The sequence below is a fragment of the Limnohabitans parvus II-B4 genome (genome assembly GCF_003063455.1).
Taxonomy (GTDB): Bacteria; Pseudomonadota; Gammaproteobacteria; order Burkholderiales; family Burkholderiaceae_C; genus Limnohabitans_A; species Limnohabitans_A parvus.
On record NZ_NESN01000001.1, the window covers coordinates 263,096 to 277,064 of the forward strand.

Annotated in this window: 13 protein-coding genes; 7 read left to right on the plus strand and 6 right to left on the minus strand. The window is 59.0% G+C overall.

What is annotated here, in order from left to right:
- Positions 1-98: 98 nt before the first annotated feature.
- Both ahpC and B9Z37_RS01230 read right to left on the minus strand, forming a co-directional pair.
- The gene (gene ahpC / locus B9Z37_RS01225) at positions 99-662 is read right to left on the minus strand and encodes an alkyl hydroperoxide reductase subunit C (RefSeq protein WP_108311844.1); all 564 of its coding nucleotides are present in this window, start codon (positions 660-662) and stop codon (positions 99-101) included.
- A 152-nt stretch (positions 663-814) separates the two neighbouring features.
- A complete protein-coding gene (locus B9Z37_RS01230; protein ID WP_108311239.1) occupies positions 815-1,225 on the minus strand; it encodes a DUF423 domain-containing protein in 411 nt (136 codons plus the stop codon).
- Between the two features lie 150 nt (positions 1,226-1,375).
- Here B9Z37_RS01230 and B9Z37_RS01235 point away from each other — a divergent pair, with 150 nt between their 5' ends.
- On the plus strand, positions 1,376-1,504 hold the full coding sequence (locus tag B9Z37_RS01235) for a DUF3149 domain-containing protein (protein WP_205872525.1): 129 nt from the start codon (positions 1,376-1,378) through the stop codon (positions 1,502-1,504).
- 10 nt (positions 1,505-1,514) lie between these two features.
- On the opposite strand, the gene cfa is transcribed toward B9Z37_RS01235, so the two are convergent.
- Complete coding sequence (cfa, locus tag B9Z37_RS01240) at positions 1,515-2,690, minus strand: cyclopropane fatty acyl phospholipid synthase (RefSeq protein WP_108311240.1); 1,176 nt, start codon at positions 2,688-2,690, stop codon at positions 1,515-1,517.
- A 216-nt stretch (positions 2,691-2,906) separates the two neighbouring features.
- On the opposite strand from cfa, the gene B9Z37_RS01245 reads away from it, so the two are divergent.
- The 3 genes from B9Z37_RS01245 to B9Z37_RS01255 all read left to right on the plus strand — a co-directional run bounded on the left by B9Z37_RS01245 (position 2,907) and on the right by B9Z37_RS01255 (position 6,697).
- Positions 2,907-3,665, plus strand: a complete 759-nt coding sequence (locus B9Z37_RS01245; RefSeq protein WP_108311241.1) for a 3-hydroxyacyl-CoA dehydrogenase — start codon at positions 2,907-2,909, stop codon at positions 3,663-3,665.
- Positions 3,666-3,804: 139 nt separating this feature from the next.
- Positions 3,805-5,610: a gamma-glutamyltransferase family protein gene (locus B9Z37_RS01250; protein WP_108311242.1), complete on the plus strand. Its 1,806-nt coding sequence runs from the start codon at positions 3,805-3,807 to the stop codon at positions 5,608-5,610.
- 109 nt (positions 5,611-5,719) lie between these two features.
- On the plus strand, positions 5,720-6,697 hold the full coding sequence (locus B9Z37_RS01255; protein ID WP_240606588.1) for a Bug family tripartite tricarboxylate transporter substrate binding protein: 978 nt from the start codon (positions 5,720-5,722) through the stop codon (positions 6,695-6,697).
- A gap of 86 nt (positions 6,698-6,783) precedes the next feature.
- Here B9Z37_RS01255 and acs read toward each other — a convergent pair whose 3' ends face one another.
- Positions 6,784-8,745, minus strand: a complete 1,962-nt coding sequence (gene acs, locus B9Z37_RS01260; RefSeq protein WP_108311243.1) for an acetate--CoA ligase — start codon at positions 8,743-8,745, stop codon at positions 6,784-6,786.
- 177 nt (positions 8,746-8,922) lie between these two features.
- Between acs and B9Z37_RS01265 the strand changes: the two genes are divergently transcribed.
- Genes B9Z37_RS01265 through murI form a run of 3 tightly spaced genes read left to right on the plus strand, consistent with a single transcriptional unit; the run spans position 8,923 to position 12,022 of the window.
- Entirely contained in the window at positions 8,923-9,525 is a 603-nt protein-coding gene (locus B9Z37_RS01265) for a TIGR00645 family protein (protein WP_108311244.1), read from the plus strand.
- A gap of 36 nt (positions 9,526-9,561) precedes the next feature.
- The gene (locus B9Z37_RS01270; protein WP_108311245.1) at positions 9,562-11,115 is read left to right on the plus strand and encodes a fumarate hydratase; all 1,554 of its coding nucleotides are present in this window, start codon (positions 9,562-9,564) and stop codon (positions 11,113-11,115) included.
- 55 nt (positions 11,116-11,170) lie between these two features.
- The gene (gene murI / locus B9Z37_RS01275) at positions 11,171-12,022 is read left to right on the plus strand and encodes a glutamate racemase (RefSeq protein ID WP_108311246.1); all 852 of its coding nucleotides are present in this window, start codon (positions 11,171-11,173) and stop codon (positions 12,020-12,022) included.
- Here the strand turns inward: murI and B9Z37_RS01280 are convergent, their stop codons facing one another.
- A complete protein-coding gene (locus B9Z37_RS01280; RefSeq protein ID WP_108311247.1) occupies positions 12,023-13,324 on the minus strand; it encodes an MFS transporter in 1,302 nt (433 codons plus the stop codon).
- Between the two features lie 9 nt (positions 13,325-13,333).
- Entirely contained in the window at positions 13,334-13,963 is a 630-nt protein-coding gene (locus tag B9Z37_RS01285; protein ID WP_108311248.1) for a DUF6806 family protein, read from the minus strand.
- Between the last annotated feature and the right edge of the window lie 6 nt (positions 13,964-13,969).

The window sequence follows — 13,969 nt, forward strand, 5'->3', positions numbered from 1 at the left end:
GGGGTTTTGGGGGAATCGTTGAGGACAGCGCACACCCGGCTTGTGGCCTTGTTGCGCTGTGCTCAACGCCCTGCCAGGCAGGGCGATGAAGTCAAGATTTAGATCTTGCCGACCAGGTCGATGGAAGGAGCCAAAGTCTTGGCGCCTTCTTTCCACTTGGCGGGGCACACTTGGCCGGGGTTGGCTGCGGTGTACTGAGCAGCGGTCAGCTTGCGCAGGGTTTCCGACACATCACGGGCGATTTCGTTGGAATGGATTTCCAAAGTCTTGATGGTCAACTCGGGGTTGATGATGAAGGTGCCGCGCAATGCCAGGCCTTCTTCTTCGATGTGCACGCCAAAAGCGCGTGTCAGGGCGTGTGTCGGGTCACCGACCAATGGGAACTTGGCTTTGCCCACTGCAGGCGAAGTCTCGTGCCACACTTTGTGCGAGAAATGGGTGTCGGTGGTGATGATGTACACCTCGGCACCGGCTTTTTGGAAAGCTGCGTAGTTGTCGGCTGCATCTTCGATTTCTGTAGGGCAGTTGAAGGTGAAAGCCGCTGGCATGAAGATGAACACGTTCCACTTGCCTTTGAGGCTTTGCTCGGTCACTTCGATGAATTTGCCGTTGTGGAAGGCTTGGGTTTTGAATGGCTGAACTTGCGTGTTGATCAGGGACATGGTCATTTCCTTGGGTTGGTTTAAAAAAACTATCGAATGAGAAAACTCATTGGTCTAAATCATAATCCGAATCAAGCCTGCCACTGATCAGTTGTTTCTATCGTGCCGATAGGCAAAACCGTGGGTGGCTTCGTCGACCCTGCCAAAGGGGGTTAACGGCGGACAAACCCGACAGCAGCGAACAGCCACGCCGCGATCCAGGCACCACCGCCCCAGGGCACCGCGGCCCTGAAGGCGTCAAACCCGAGCACGTTGCGGGCATACAGGTTGAAGCTGAACAAAATCAACCCTGTCAGCATGAGCCCGCCGGAGGCCAGCAACCAGCGCGATGCGCCAAGCCGTTCCACGGCCAAACCCACCAGCACCAGGCCCAGCGAATGGAATTGCTGCTGGGTCAATGCGGTTTGCACCATGGCCGGTATGCCCCCCGCAAAAACAGGCAAATGCGCAAAGGCGGCACTGAACACCACACTGGCGCAGGCGCTCACGGCACCCAAACTCAGGAAAATCTTGGCAGATACGGGCAATGCACCCCCTGGCTGTTGCTGTGGCAATGAAGGCATGTCTGGTTCGACCCGAAGATCTTTAAAAAGGAACAGACTGAATTGAAACACGCGTTTGTGTCAATCGCTTGATCTTCATCATGGAATTCAGGGCCTCTCGGGTGCAAAGTGAATTGTCAAAACCTACAAAGAACCCACAAAGGAATACCCATGAAAATGCTGATCGACTTGTTCTCTACCGACTACGGCCTCATGAGTTTGGCCGTGATCGTGTTCATGCTGTTGATGGCCGCATTCTTTTTGCGCATGTTCATCCACAAAATGAACGCCAACGAGTGATCACCAGACTTCACATCAACGGCCTGCGATAGCCACCTGCATGGCCGCTGGGTGACAACACCACTTGCCACAGCTGGTTGTCTCTGGCCCGGAATGTGCCCGCGCAGCACTGCAAGTAATAGCGCCACATGCGATAAAACCGCTCGCCATAGTGTTCTTTCAGCGCGGGCCAGGCGGCCTCGAAACGGGCATACCAAGCCATCAGGGTTTTGTCATAGTCTTCGCCAAAGTTGTGCCAGTCCTCCATCACGAAAGCGTCTTCGCTGTAATAAGCGATCTCGGATGCCGAAGGCAGAACCCCATTCGGGAAGATGTATTTTTCGATCCAGGGGTCGATGCCGGCCCCTGCCCTGTTTTTGCCAATGGTGTGGAGCAAAAACAAGCCATCGGCTTGCAAACTGCGCCGAGCCATCTCGAAGTAAGCACGGTAGTTCTTGTGGCCCACATGTTCGAACATGCCCACCGAAGCAATGCGGTCAAACCGCTGCTCGCTGTCGGGGTTGAACTGACGGTAATCGGCCAGCTCAAAACGCACCGGCAAATTCAGGGCTTTTTCTGCGCCCAACTTGGCTTGCTCCTTCGAAATGGTCAGCCCCACACAGTGCGCTCCGTAATGTTGCGCCGCAAAAAACATCAAACTTCCCCAGCCGCAACCGATGTCCAAAAGCGTCATGCCGGGCTTGAGTTGCAATTTTTGACAAATCAGGTCGAGTTTGGCTTCTTGCGCCTGCGCCAACGTCTGCGCCGCAGGCCAATAAGCACAGCTGTACGCCATGGAAGGGTCCAGCATGGCTTCGTACAAATCGTTGCCCAGGTCGTAGTGCATCTCGCCCACCTGCCACGCCCGGTGTTGCGACTGCAAGTTGGTGAGCCTGGCTTTGAGTGACGCCCACAGCCAACCCGCACGGCCGACCTGTTCGTCCAGCCGAGCCCGCAAAATGCGGGTGATGAATTCGTCAAGTTGAGCGCAATCCCACCAGCCGTCGACGTAACTTTCGCCCAAGCCCAGACTGCCTCGCGTCAGGATGCGGTCAAACGTGTCGGGATGGTGAACTTGCATGTCCCAAGGCCGTTGACCGCCGACCTGAATGTCGGCGAAGGCCAGCAAACTTGTCGCCCTGCGCCAGTTGTCATCGGCCTGATGCAAATTGGGGGCCAATGCGTTCCAAGTGTTGTCTGAAGCCATGTGTGTCTCCTGTGCTGAAGCACCCTGACCCAAGGTCCGGGAAAAATTTCATGCTAGAAAACCAGAGAGGCTTTGTACATCCAATGGACAGGGTAGTCGAGTACCCGAAATACCGTAAAACTGCTGCGCTTGGCTGCGCACACAGCTGGTCAACCGCCGTTGTCAGCCGTGCATAATTGACGTTGACGTAACGTCAATCAAATTCAGGAGCAACACATGGACATTCAAGGCAAGGTTTTCATCGTCACCGGCGGCGCATCAGGGCTGGGTGAAGGCACGGCTCGCATGCTGGCGGCCCATGGCGGCCAAGTCGTCATCGCCGACATGCAAGCCGAAAAAGGCGAGGCTGTGGCCAAAGAACTGGGCGGCGCTTTCGTCAAGTGCGATGTGAGCAACGAGGCCGACGGCCAGGCCGTGGTGGCCCAAGCCGTGTCGATGGGCAAGCTGATGGGTCTGGTCAATTGCGCAGGCATCGCCCCTGCCGAAAAAACCGTGGGAAAAAACGGCGCGCACAGCCTGGCCGTCTACACCAAGACCATCATGGTCAACCTGGTCGGCACCTTCAACATGATCCGCCTGGCGTCTGAAGCCATGTGCAAAAACGAACCCGAAGCCACGGGCGAGCGTGGCGTGCTGATCAGCACCGCCAGCGTGGCGGCTTACGACGGCCAGATCGGCCAAGCGGCTTATGCCGCATCCAAGGGCGGCGTGGTCGGCATGACCTTGCCCATTGCCCGAGACTTGGCGCGCAACGGCATCCGCAACATGACCATTGCCCCCGGCATCTTCGGCACCCCCATGCTGTTTGGCATGCCGCAAGAAGTGCAAGACGCGCTGGCCGCAGGCGTGCCCTTCCCCAGCCGCTTGGGCAACCCGCAGGACTACGCCAAATTGGCCAAGCACATCATCGAAAACGACATGCTCAACGGGGAAGTGATCCGCCTGGACGGTGCGATCCGCTTGGCACCGAAATGAACTAAAGCCTTCGGGTCTTTCAAAGCAACAGGCCCTGCGGGGCCTGTTTTTTCTGGGCGCTGCGAAAAATGGCTTGCAGCAGCAGGTTTCTTGGTCTTTGACGTGTTTACCGATAGCATGCCTCTTTCCCGGAGAACACATGCAAAAGACCCTGCCACTCAGCCTGATTTGTCTTTCACTTTTGAGCGCCTGCACCGTCCCGCTCCAGACCCCATGGCGCTACAGCGTGCCCGAGCAACCCGAAGCAGCCAGTGGCAGGACCGACAAATCCGGCTGGGCGTATTCGAGGCAGGCCGTGGCTGCCGCCAATCCACTGGCCACCGATGCGGGGCATCAGATTCTTCGCGCAGGCGGCTCGGCCCTGGATGCGGCTGTGGCCGTGCAGCTGGTGCTCGGTTTGGTGGAGCCGCAGTCAAGCGGCATCGGAGGCGGGGCATTTTTGTTGCACTTTGATGGCCAAAAGATCACTGCGCACGATGGCCGGGAAACCGCCCCGGCAGGAGCCAAGGGCGACATGTTTGTGGGCGACAACGGCAAGCCACTGCCGTTTGACGAAGCCGTGCTCAGCGGCCACGCGGTGGGTGTGCCCGGCGCGCTGCGCATGCTCGAAGCGGCACACCGACAGCACGGGGCCTTGCCTTGGGCCAAGTTGCTTGAGCCAGCCATCACGCTGGCCGAGCAAGGATTCAAAGTCAGTCCGCGTCTGCACACGTTGCTTCAAGCGGACCCCCATCTGAGAAAAGACCCACTGGCTTTGCGCTTTTTCTACAACGCACAAGGTCAGGCCTGGCCTGTGGGCCACGTGCTGCGCAACCCCGAATACGCGCATGTGCTGCGCCGCATGGCGGCCGAAGGCAGCCGCGCATTGCACGAAGGGGCTGTGGCCCAAGCCATCGTGCAGCGCACGCAGTCTGCGCCGCGCCCCGGCAGCTTGAGTCTGCAAGACTTGGCAAACTATCAGCCCCGTGTACGCGAAGCCTTGTGCTTTGACCACACGGCACAGTCTCGCGCTTACCGCATCTGCGGTTTTCCACCGCCTTCATCGGGCCAGATCGCCATGGGGCAAATCCTGGGCTTATTGGCCCACACAAGCGCGCAGGGTGCCGAGTTCGCGGGCGGCCTGCCCGCCCCCGATTGGTTGCACCGTTACACCGAGGCCTCGCGCTTGGCCTTTGCGGACCGGGCGCAATACTTGGCAGATCCAGACTTTGTCAGTGCACCCGCAGGCGACTGGCGCAGCCTGCTGGCCCTGGACTACCTGCGTGAGCGCAGCCAGTTGATCGGCGCTCAGTCCATGAAAATCGCCACACCCGGCCAGCCAGCAGGCGTCAAAACCTCTTGGGCACCCATGCCGCAACAGACCGAATACGGCACCAGCCACATCAGCGTGGTCGATGCACAAGGCCGGGCAGTGGCCATGACCACCACCATCGAAGCGGCATTTGGCTCACGCCGCATGGTCACGACCGACCCCTCTCGCGCAGGGGGTTTCCTGCTCAACAACGAACTGACCGACTTCAGCTTTGCGCCCGCTGATGCGCAAGGCCGCCCGATTGCGAACCGGGTGGAGCCTGGCAAACGCCCACGCTCGTCCATGTCGCCCACCCTGGTCTTTGACAAGGCCACAGGCCAACTGCTCATGAGCGGCGGCAGCCCCGGTGGCGCGCTCATCATCCACTACACCGCCAAGTTGCTGGTGGGCACTATGCACTGGGGCCTGAACGCCCAGCAAGCCATCAATCTGCCCAACTTTGGCTCACTCAATGGTCCTACCCTGCTCGAAGAAAAACGCTTTCCGATCAGCACCGTGGATGCCCTGAAAACCCGGGGACACGAGGTACGGGAGATGGAAATGACCAGCGGCCTGCAAGCCATTGAGCGCACACCCCAAGGCTGGTTCGGTGGCGCAGACCCCCGGCGAGAAGGCGTGGTGTTGGGCGACTGAAACGCATTGCGGTCACGCGCGGGACCGTTTGCGGGAATTCCCGGTGTGGCAACCGTGGTCTCTGAGTTCATACTGTGCTTTGAATTCTTCAGCTGACCAGGAGAGCCTTGTGCAATTCAACCCCACCACACGCCGCCAATTTGTACAGACTGGCATCGCCACGGCCGCCTCGTTCGCGCTGCCCACAATGGCCCAAACCTTCCCGGCACGCCCCTTGAAGTTGATTTGCCCTTGGCCCGCAGGAGGCTCCAGCGACATCGTGATGCGCGCCCTTGCTGAAGCCGCCACCAAGGTGCTAGGGCAGCAAGTCGTCATTGAAAACAAGCCCGGTGCCAGCGGCATGCTCGGCCCCAATGAGTTGGTTAAAGCGGCCCCGGATGGCTACACGCTCTCGCAAGTCACCATCGGCGTGGCACGCCTGCCCCATATGCAAAAAATGCAGTTTGATCCGCTCAAGGATTTCACTTACATCGCATGCTTGACAGGCTACACCTTCGGGATCGTGGTCAAGGCCGACTCGCCTTTCAAGAACATCAAAGACCTGGTCAGTTACGCCAAAGCCAACCCTGGCAAGTTCAACTACGGCTCCACCGGCAACGGTACCACACCCCACTTGGCGGTTGAAGAGTTCGCCAACAAGGCCGGTATTCAGCTCACCCATGTGCCTTTCAAAGGCAGCTCGGATGGTCTGCAAGCCCTGTTGGGAGGCCACATCGACGCGCACAGCGATGCCACAGGCTGGGGCCCCCACGTCGAGGCGGGCACCATGCGACTTTTGGCCACTTACGGCAGCAAACGCACCAAACGCTGGCCCACTGTCCCCACCCTCAACGAGTTGGGTTACGACACGGTCTCTGATTCACCCTTTGGCATTGCCGGCCCCAGAGGCATGGACCCCAAAATCGTTCGCCAACTGCAAGACGGATTCAAGAAAACATTGAACGATCCGGGCGTGAAGGCGGCCTTCGAAAAATACGACCAGCCCGTCATTTACATGGACAGCGAAACCTACACGCAGTTCATCCTGGCCAGTTATGTGAAGGAAAAGCGGCTGATTGAAAAATTGGGGCTCGGCATCAAAACCTGAGCGCACAGCCAAGGTCGTGTGCCCAGCCAGCGACCCCATAAAAAACGGCAGCCGAGGCTGCCGTTTTTTGTGACCCGATACAAAGATCAGTAAGCCTGACCCAGCTGCCCCAAGATGGCAGGGTTCTCTAAAGTCGAGATGTCTTGCGTGATCTCTTCGCCTTTGGCCAGCGAGCGCAACAGGCGGCGCATGATCTTGCCGGAACGGGTCTTGGGCAGGTTCTCGCCAAAACGGATGTCTTTGGGTTTGGCGATGGGGCCGATCTCTTTGGCGATGTGGTCGCGCAGCTGCTTGGCGATCGCCTTGCCTTCGTCGGTGTTGGGCAATGCGCGCTTGAGCACCACAAAGGCGCAAATCGCCTCACCCGTGGTGTCGTCAGGGCGGCCCACCACAGCGGCTTCGGCCACCAGCTCGGTGCAGCTGACCAAGGCCGATTCGATTTCCATCGTGCCCATGCGGTGACCCGACACGTTCAGCACGTCGTCGATGCGGCCGGTGATGGTGAAGTAGCCTGTTTTCTCGTCGCGGATCGCGCCGTCGCCTGCCAGGTAGTACTTGCCCTTGAAGTCTTCAGGGTAGTAGCTCTTCTTGAAGCGCTCAGGGTCGCCCCAGATGTTGCGGATCATGGAAGGCCATGGGCGCTTGACGACCAAAATGCCGCCTTGGCCATTGGGCATGTCTTCGCCGGTTTCGCTCACGATGGCGGCCTGGATGCCGGGGAACGGCAGTGTGCAGGAACCTGGGACCATGGGCGTCACGCCTGGCAGCGGTGTGATCATGTGGCCACCGGTTTCGGTTTGCCAGAAGGTGTCCACGATGGGGCAACGGCTGCCGCCCACGTGCTCGTAGTACCACTCCCAAGCGGCGGGGTTGATCGGCTCGCCGACCGAACCCAGCAAGCGCAGGCTCGACAGGTTGTAGCTCTTGGGGTGCACAGCATCATTGGCTTCAGCGGCCTTGATGAGCGAGCGAATGGCGGTGGGCGCGGTGTAGAAGATCGAGACCTTGTGGTCCTGGATCATCTTCCAGAAGCGGCCAGCGTCAGGGTAAGTAGGCACGCCTTCGAACACGATCTCGGTGCCGCCCAAGGCCAATGGGCCATAGGTGATGTAAGTGTGGCCTGTGACCCAACCGATGTCGGCAGTGCACCAGAACACGTCGTCTTGTTTCAAGTCGAAGGTCCACTTGGTGGTGAGCGCAGCATGCAGCAGGTAGCCACCGGTGCTGTGCTGAACGCCTTTAGGCTTGCCGGTGGAGCCGGATGTATACAAAAGGAACAAGGGGTGCTCAGCGCTGACCCACTCTGGCTCACAGGTGGCGGCTTGCTGGTCAGCCACGTCAGCCATCCACTGGTCACGGCCAGCAGTCATGGCGATGTCGGCGCCCGAGCGCTTGACGACCAAGACATTCTTGATGGAGCCGCAGCCGCCCAAGTTGATGGCCTCGTCCACGATGGATTTGAGGGGCAGCAACTTGCCGCCGCGCACTTGGTTGTCGGCAGTGATCACGGCCACAGCGCCCGTGTCTTCAATGCGGTCACGCAGCGACTGGGCCGAGAAGCCACCGAACACCACCGAGTGGGTAGCGCCGATGCGGGCGCAGGCTTGCATGGCGGCCACGCCTTCGATGGACATGGAGATGTAGATGACGACGCGGTCACCCTTTTTGATGCCCAGGCTTTTCAATGCGTTGGCGTACTGGCAGGTCTTGGCCAGCAGTTGGCTGTAAGTGACTTTGGTCACTTCACCGCCATCGGCTTCAAAAATGATGGCGGTCTTGTCGCCCAGGCCTTTTTCGACGTTGCGGTCCAGGCAGTTGTAGGAGGCGTTCAAGGTGCCGTCTTCAAACCACTTGAAGAAAGGCGCGTTGGACTCGTCGAGCACTTTGGTGAAAGGCGTCTTCCAGGTGATGAGCTCTTTGGCCAGACGACCCCAAAAACCCTGGTAGTCGGTTTCGGCTTCTTTGCACAGCGCCTGGTAGGCGGCCATGCCGGAAACATTCGCGTTTTTAACGAAGTCAGCGCTCGGTTGGTAAATGGTGGAACTCATCAGATTTGTCTCCTCAATGACATGCGTTACTTGAAACTGGTGCAAATGTCGGCTTTCGCTCTTACAAAGCACTGACTGACATCAGACTTGCACGCAACGGGGCTGGAATCGGTGTTCTACCGCCTAAAATCCGGGTTTGCCCGAGGTCACTGACTTCAAAGAAATTTCAGGAAATCCATGTCATCCAACAAGCCTGCCCCAAAGGGTTCTTTGAGCTCCTTGAACAGTTTCATCTTTGCCAGCCGCTGGCTGCAGCTGCCCTTGTACCTGGGCCTGATCGCCGCGCAAGCCGTGTACGTGTTCCACTTTTGGGTGGAGCTGGTGCATTTGCTCGAAGCCGCATTTGGAAGCCAAACTGCTCTGCAAGCGCTGATCAATGGCATTGGTTACAAGACCACTGCCCCCATCACCACACTGAACGAAACCGTGATCATGCTGGTGGTGCTGGGCTTGATCGACGTGGTCATGATCTCTAATCTGCTGATCATGGTCATCGTGGGTGGCTACGAAACCTTTGTCTCGCGCCTGAACCTCGAAGGCCACCCCGACCAGCCCGAATGGTTGGACCACGTGAATGCCTCAGTGCTCAAGGTCAAACTGGGCACGGCCATCATCGGCATCAGCTCGATCCACCTGCTCAAGACTTTCATCAACGCGGCCAACTACGACGAGAAGGTGCTGATGTGGCAAACCATCATCCACATCGCCTTTTTGCTCAGCGCGATCGCCATTGCCTATGCCGACCGCCTGATGTCACACCATGACAAAGCTGGCCACTGAACCCCTTTATTTTTTGACCCTTCACTGGAATTCCACATGACCACATTGATCAAACAAGACGACCTGATCGAATCCGTTGCTGCCGCATTGCAGTACATCAGCTACTACCACCCTGCCGACTTCATCTCGCACCTGGCCAGCGCCTACGAGCGCGAGCAAAGCCCCGCCGCTAAGGACGCCATTGCGCAGATCCTGACCAACAGCAAGATGAGCGCTTACGGCCACCGGCCGATTTGCCAAGACACGGGCATCGTGAACGTGTTCCTTGAGGTTGGCATGGATGTGAAGTTCGACGGCTTCACCGGCAGCCTGGAAGACGCGGTCAACGAAGGTGTGCGCCGGGGCTACAACCACCCCGACAACATGCTGCGTGCATCGGTCGTGTCGGACCCGCACTTCAACCGCAAAAACACCAAGGACAACACCCCTGCCGTGATCTTCACCAAGATCGTGCCCGGCCACCATGTGCATGTGACCGTTGCGGCCAAAGGCGGTGGCAGCGAGAACAAGTCCAAGTTGATCATGCTCAACCCCGGCGACAGCATCATCGACTGGGTGCTCAAAACCGTGCCCACCATGGGCGCAGGCTGGTGCCCGCCAGGCATGCTGGGCATCGGCATTGGCGGCACGGCCGAAAAAGCGGTGCTGCTGGCCAAAGAAAGCCTGATGGACGACCTGGACATGTACCAGCTGCTCGAAAAGTCCAGCAAGGGCGAAAAGCTCGACCAGGTTGAGGAGATGCGCCTGGAGCTGTACCACAAGGTCAACGCCTTGGGCATTGGCGCACAAGGCCTGGGCGGCCTGACCACGGTGCTGGACATCAAAGTCAAGATGTACCCCACCCACGCGGCCAGCAAGCCCGTGGCCATGATCCCTAACTGCGCGGCCACCCGCCACGCGCACTTTGTGCTCGACGGCTCTGGCCCCACTTATTTGGAAGCGCCTTCGCTCGACCTGTGGCCCAACGTGGGCTGGACAGCCGACACTGAGAAAAGCCAGCGTGTGGACCTGAACACCCTGACGCCCGAGCAAGTCGCCGCGTGGAAACCCGGCCAGACCTTGTTGCTCAACGGCAAGATGCTGACGGGCCGCGACGCTGCGCACAAACGCATCCAAGACATGCTGGCCAAAGGCGAGACGCTGCCGGTGGACTTCAAAAACCGCGTGATCTACTACGTGGGCCCTGTTGACCCGGTCGGCGACGAAGCCGTGGGCCCCGCAGGCCCCACCACCGCCACCCGCATGGACGGCTTCACCGAAATGATGCTGGCGAACACCGGCCTGATCGCCATGATCGGCAAGGCCGAGCGCGGCCCGGTCGCCATCGAAGCCATCAAGAAGCACAAGAGCGCTTACCTGATGGCCGTGGGCGGCGCGGCTTACCTCGTGTCCAAAGCCATCAAGCACGCTCAGGTCGTGGGCTTTGCCGACATGGGCATGGAAGCCATTTATGAATTCGACGTGGTCGACATGCCCGTGACGGTGGCAGTCGATGCGGGCGGCACCAGCGCCCACATCACCGGTCCGGCCGAATGGCAAAAGCGCATCGCCACTGGCGAGTTCAAAGGCATTGGCGTGACAGCTGGCTGAACGTGATGCGGCGGTGGTCTTGCTTCGGTAAGAACCCACCGCCCATGCCCCAACCATGACCGAATCCCCCATTGGTGTTTTTGACAGCGGCATTGGCGGCTTGAGTGTCTTGCAGTCTCTGCAAGAAGCTATGCCTGCCGAGCACTTTGTCTACTGGGCTGACAGCGGGCATGCGCCTTATGGCGAAAAAAGCGATCTTTTCGTGCGCCAGCGCAGCCTGGCCATCGCCCAACACCTGATCAAGAAACACCACATCAAGGCCCTGGTTGTGGCCTGCAACACGGCCACGGCAGCCGCCATCCATGAGCTCAGGGTGCAACACCCCCACCTGATCCTCATCGGTGTAGAACCCGCCCTGAAACCGGCACTGCAGTTGAGCAAAACAAGGCACATCGGCGTCATCGGGACGCGGGGCACACTTGGCAGCGACAAGTTCCACCGTTTGTTAGCAAACCTGCAAGACCAGGCCGACTTCACCGTCCAGCCCTGCAACGGGCTGGCGTTGGCCATCGAGCAAAGCACCCACCTGGCTTTGGGCGGCCAGGCAACACAGCGCATCACCGAGCTGCTGCAGGGCTACACCCGCGAAATGGGCGAGTTTGGACAAGCCCCCGGACAAATGGACACCTTGGTTTTGGGTTGCACCCACTATGTCTTTGCCGAGAATGTCTTGCGCCAATTGCTCGGCCCACAAATCCAACTGGTGTCGACCGGTGAACCCGTCGCCAGACAAACACGGCGATTGCTGGAAGCGGCTGCCTTGCTCAGAAGCGGCCCGGGGCCACGCAGCCTGGCTGGCCGCATCAGCCTCTTGACGAATGGTGACTTGACCAGCCTTCAGGCGGCAGCGCAACGCTGGCTGGGCCTGACGCACGACGCCTGCCAGCGGGCGGACACCCAAGTTTGATCAGTCCTGCCCCTGCGCCATGCGGTGCCCGCGCTCCACATTGACGGGCATGAGCAAAACCAGACCCAACACAAACAGCAACGAGGTCGAACCAATGGCAATGCGCTGATTGCCACCACTCAACCAAGTGATGAGTCCATAACTCAAAGGGCCCAAAATGCTGGCCAGACGGATCGCAAATGTCCACAAGCCAAAAAACTCGCCGGTGCGTGCAGGCGGCACCATCAGACCGGCCATGGCGCGACCAGAAGACTGGCTAGACCCCATGCAAACCCCAGCAATGGCAGCAGCCCACCAGAACACTTCTTTGGTACTGGACAAAGCGGCGATCACGCACGTCAGAATCCAGCCCAGCAAGGTCAAAGACAAAGCCCGCTTGTGGCCCATCCGGTCTTGCGCGTAGCCAAAAACGAAAGCGCCCACAAAAGCAGCGATGTTCAACACAAAAATCAGGACCATGGTTTCCTGCGGCTGAAACCCGATCACTTGTTCGGCATAAATGGCGGCCAATGAAATCGCCACCGCAACCCCGCCTTGGTAAGCCACCGCGCAGGCCATCAGCCGGATGAAATCTGGGTAGGCGCGAGCATTGCGGAATGTTTGCGCCAAACCTTGCAAGCTTTTCAGCATGCCCACGACAGGTGCATCCGGCTGAGGCTGTGCATGTTCACGCATCAAGGCAAAGGTCACGCAGGCGGCAAGACCATAAACCAAGGCGGTGATCAGCATCGTCACGGGTACGAATTGGCTGCCCGATTCACCACGCGCTTGAGCCGCCAACACATAGGCCAAGCACACGCCCAGTGTCAGCATGCCGCCCATGTAGCCCAGCGCCCACCCCCAGCCACTGATGCGGCCCATGGCTTGCGGTTTGGCCAGCTCGGGCAAAAATGAAGCGGTCAAGGACTCGCCATAAGAAAAGAACGTGTTGGAGATGACCAGGATCAGCAATCCCAAAGCCACCTGCCCTGGCCCCACCACAGCCAAAGCCGCCGTGCTGAGCACACAACCGGCCGTGACCCACATGAGCAAACGCCGTTTGCCTGCCACACGGTCCGCCCAAGCACCCAGCCCAGGCATGGTGAGCATGACGATCAAATAAGACAAGCTGAGACCTGAGGTCCACGCCAGTGTGGCCCATGGTGCACCGTCAGCGACCCCACCCACAAAATAAGCAGCAAAGACGGCCGTGATGACGACCGTGGTGTAGCCCGAGTTGGCAAAATCGTACATGGCCCAACCAAAAACCTCGCGCATGCGAACACCGGGGTTGAGCGCTTCGCGTGAGAACATGGCAGCCATCAAAATCTTTCAGTGAAGGTGGCGTGGGCGGCGACCACCGCCGCCGTGGCCACTGCTGTTGCCACCCGAACCACGGGGCGGCTTGCCCAGCTCCAGAGAGCTCACCAGATTGTCAAACCGCTGGCTGAACAGCTTGTCGATTTCGGCCACGACGCCAGACAGCTCGGAGCCATCAAAATGGCGCTCCATCATGTTCACCACATCATGGATGAGCAAATCCCGCTGGGCCTGCATGATCGCAGCGGGATCAGGCCCCACAAACAACATCACAAAATCGTCACGCGAGTCGGCACCGCTGGCTTCGTCTTCGTCGTCAAATTCGGTGTCGTAAAAAGTGACCTCGATCTGCGTGCCGGCCGCCGACAATTCGTTGAGGTTCATGCACAGGTCTTCCATGACCATGCGGAAATCATCGTCACCACGGACCGTCCAGCACAGTTGCAGCCGAAGAGTGTTGAGGTCAAAACGGATGCCGGGCTCTTCTTCGTAGAGACTGGGCGAGCCTTCGCTCAGTGTGCGGGCGCCAGCGTAATGCCAAAGCGGCTTGAGCGCTTCCTGGATCGCCTTGATGTCGGTGCCGGGTTTGATCGGCACATCACCATGCACATGAATTTCAAGCGGTGCGTTGTCGTTTTTCATGATGGT

What these genes read in the sequence shown, in the direction of transcription:
- ahpC (WP_108311844.1), bottom strand. Translation starts at nt 662, where the DNA reads ATGTCCCTGATCAACACGCAAGTTCAGCCATTCAAAACCCAAGCCTTC.
- B9Z37_RS01230 (WP_108311239.1), bottom strand. Translation starts at nt 1,225, where the DNA reads ATGCCTTCATTGCCACAGCAACAGCCAGGGGGTGCATTGCCCGTATCT.
- B9Z37_RS01235 (WP_205872525.1), top strand. Translation starts at nt 1,376, where the DNA reads ATGAAAATGCTGATCGACTTGTTCTCTACCGACTACGGCCTCATGAGT.
- cfa (WP_108311240.1), bottom strand. Translation starts at nt 2,690, where the DNA reads ATGGCTTCAGACAACACTTGGAACGCATTGGCCCCCAATTTGCATCAG.
- B9Z37_RS01245 (WP_108311241.1), top strand. Translation starts at nt 2,907, where the DNA reads ATGGACATTCAAGGCAAGGTTTTCATCGTCACCGGCGGCGCATCAGGG.
- B9Z37_RS01250 (WP_108311242.1), top strand. Translation starts at nt 3,805, where the DNA reads ATGCAAAAGACCCTGCCACTCAGCCTGATTTGTCTTTCACTTTTGAGC.
- acs (WP_108311243.1), bottom strand. Translation starts at nt 8,745, where the DNA reads ATGAGTTCCACCATTTACCAACCGAGCGCTGACTTCGTTAAAAACGCG.
- B9Z37_RS01265 (WP_108311244.1), top strand. Translation starts at nt 8,923, where the DNA reads ATGTCATCCAACAAGCCTGCCCCAAAGGGTTCTTTGAGCTCCTTGAAC.
- B9Z37_RS01270 (WP_108311245.1), top strand. Translation starts at nt 9,562, where the DNA reads ATGACCACATTGATCAAACAAGACGACCTGATCGAATCCGTTGCTGCC.
- murI (WP_108311246.1), top strand. Translation starts at nt 11,171, where the DNA reads ATGACCGAATCCCCCATTGGTGTTTTTGACAGCGGCATTGGCGGCTTG.
- B9Z37_RS01280 (WP_108311247.1), bottom strand. Translation starts at nt 13,324, where the DNA reads ATGGCTGCCATGTTCTCACGCGAAGCGCTCAACCCCGGTGTTCGCATG.
- B9Z37_RS01285 (WP_108311248.1), bottom strand. Translation starts at nt 13,963, where the DNA reads ATGAAAAACGACAACGCACCGCTTGAAATTCATGTGCATGGTGATGTG.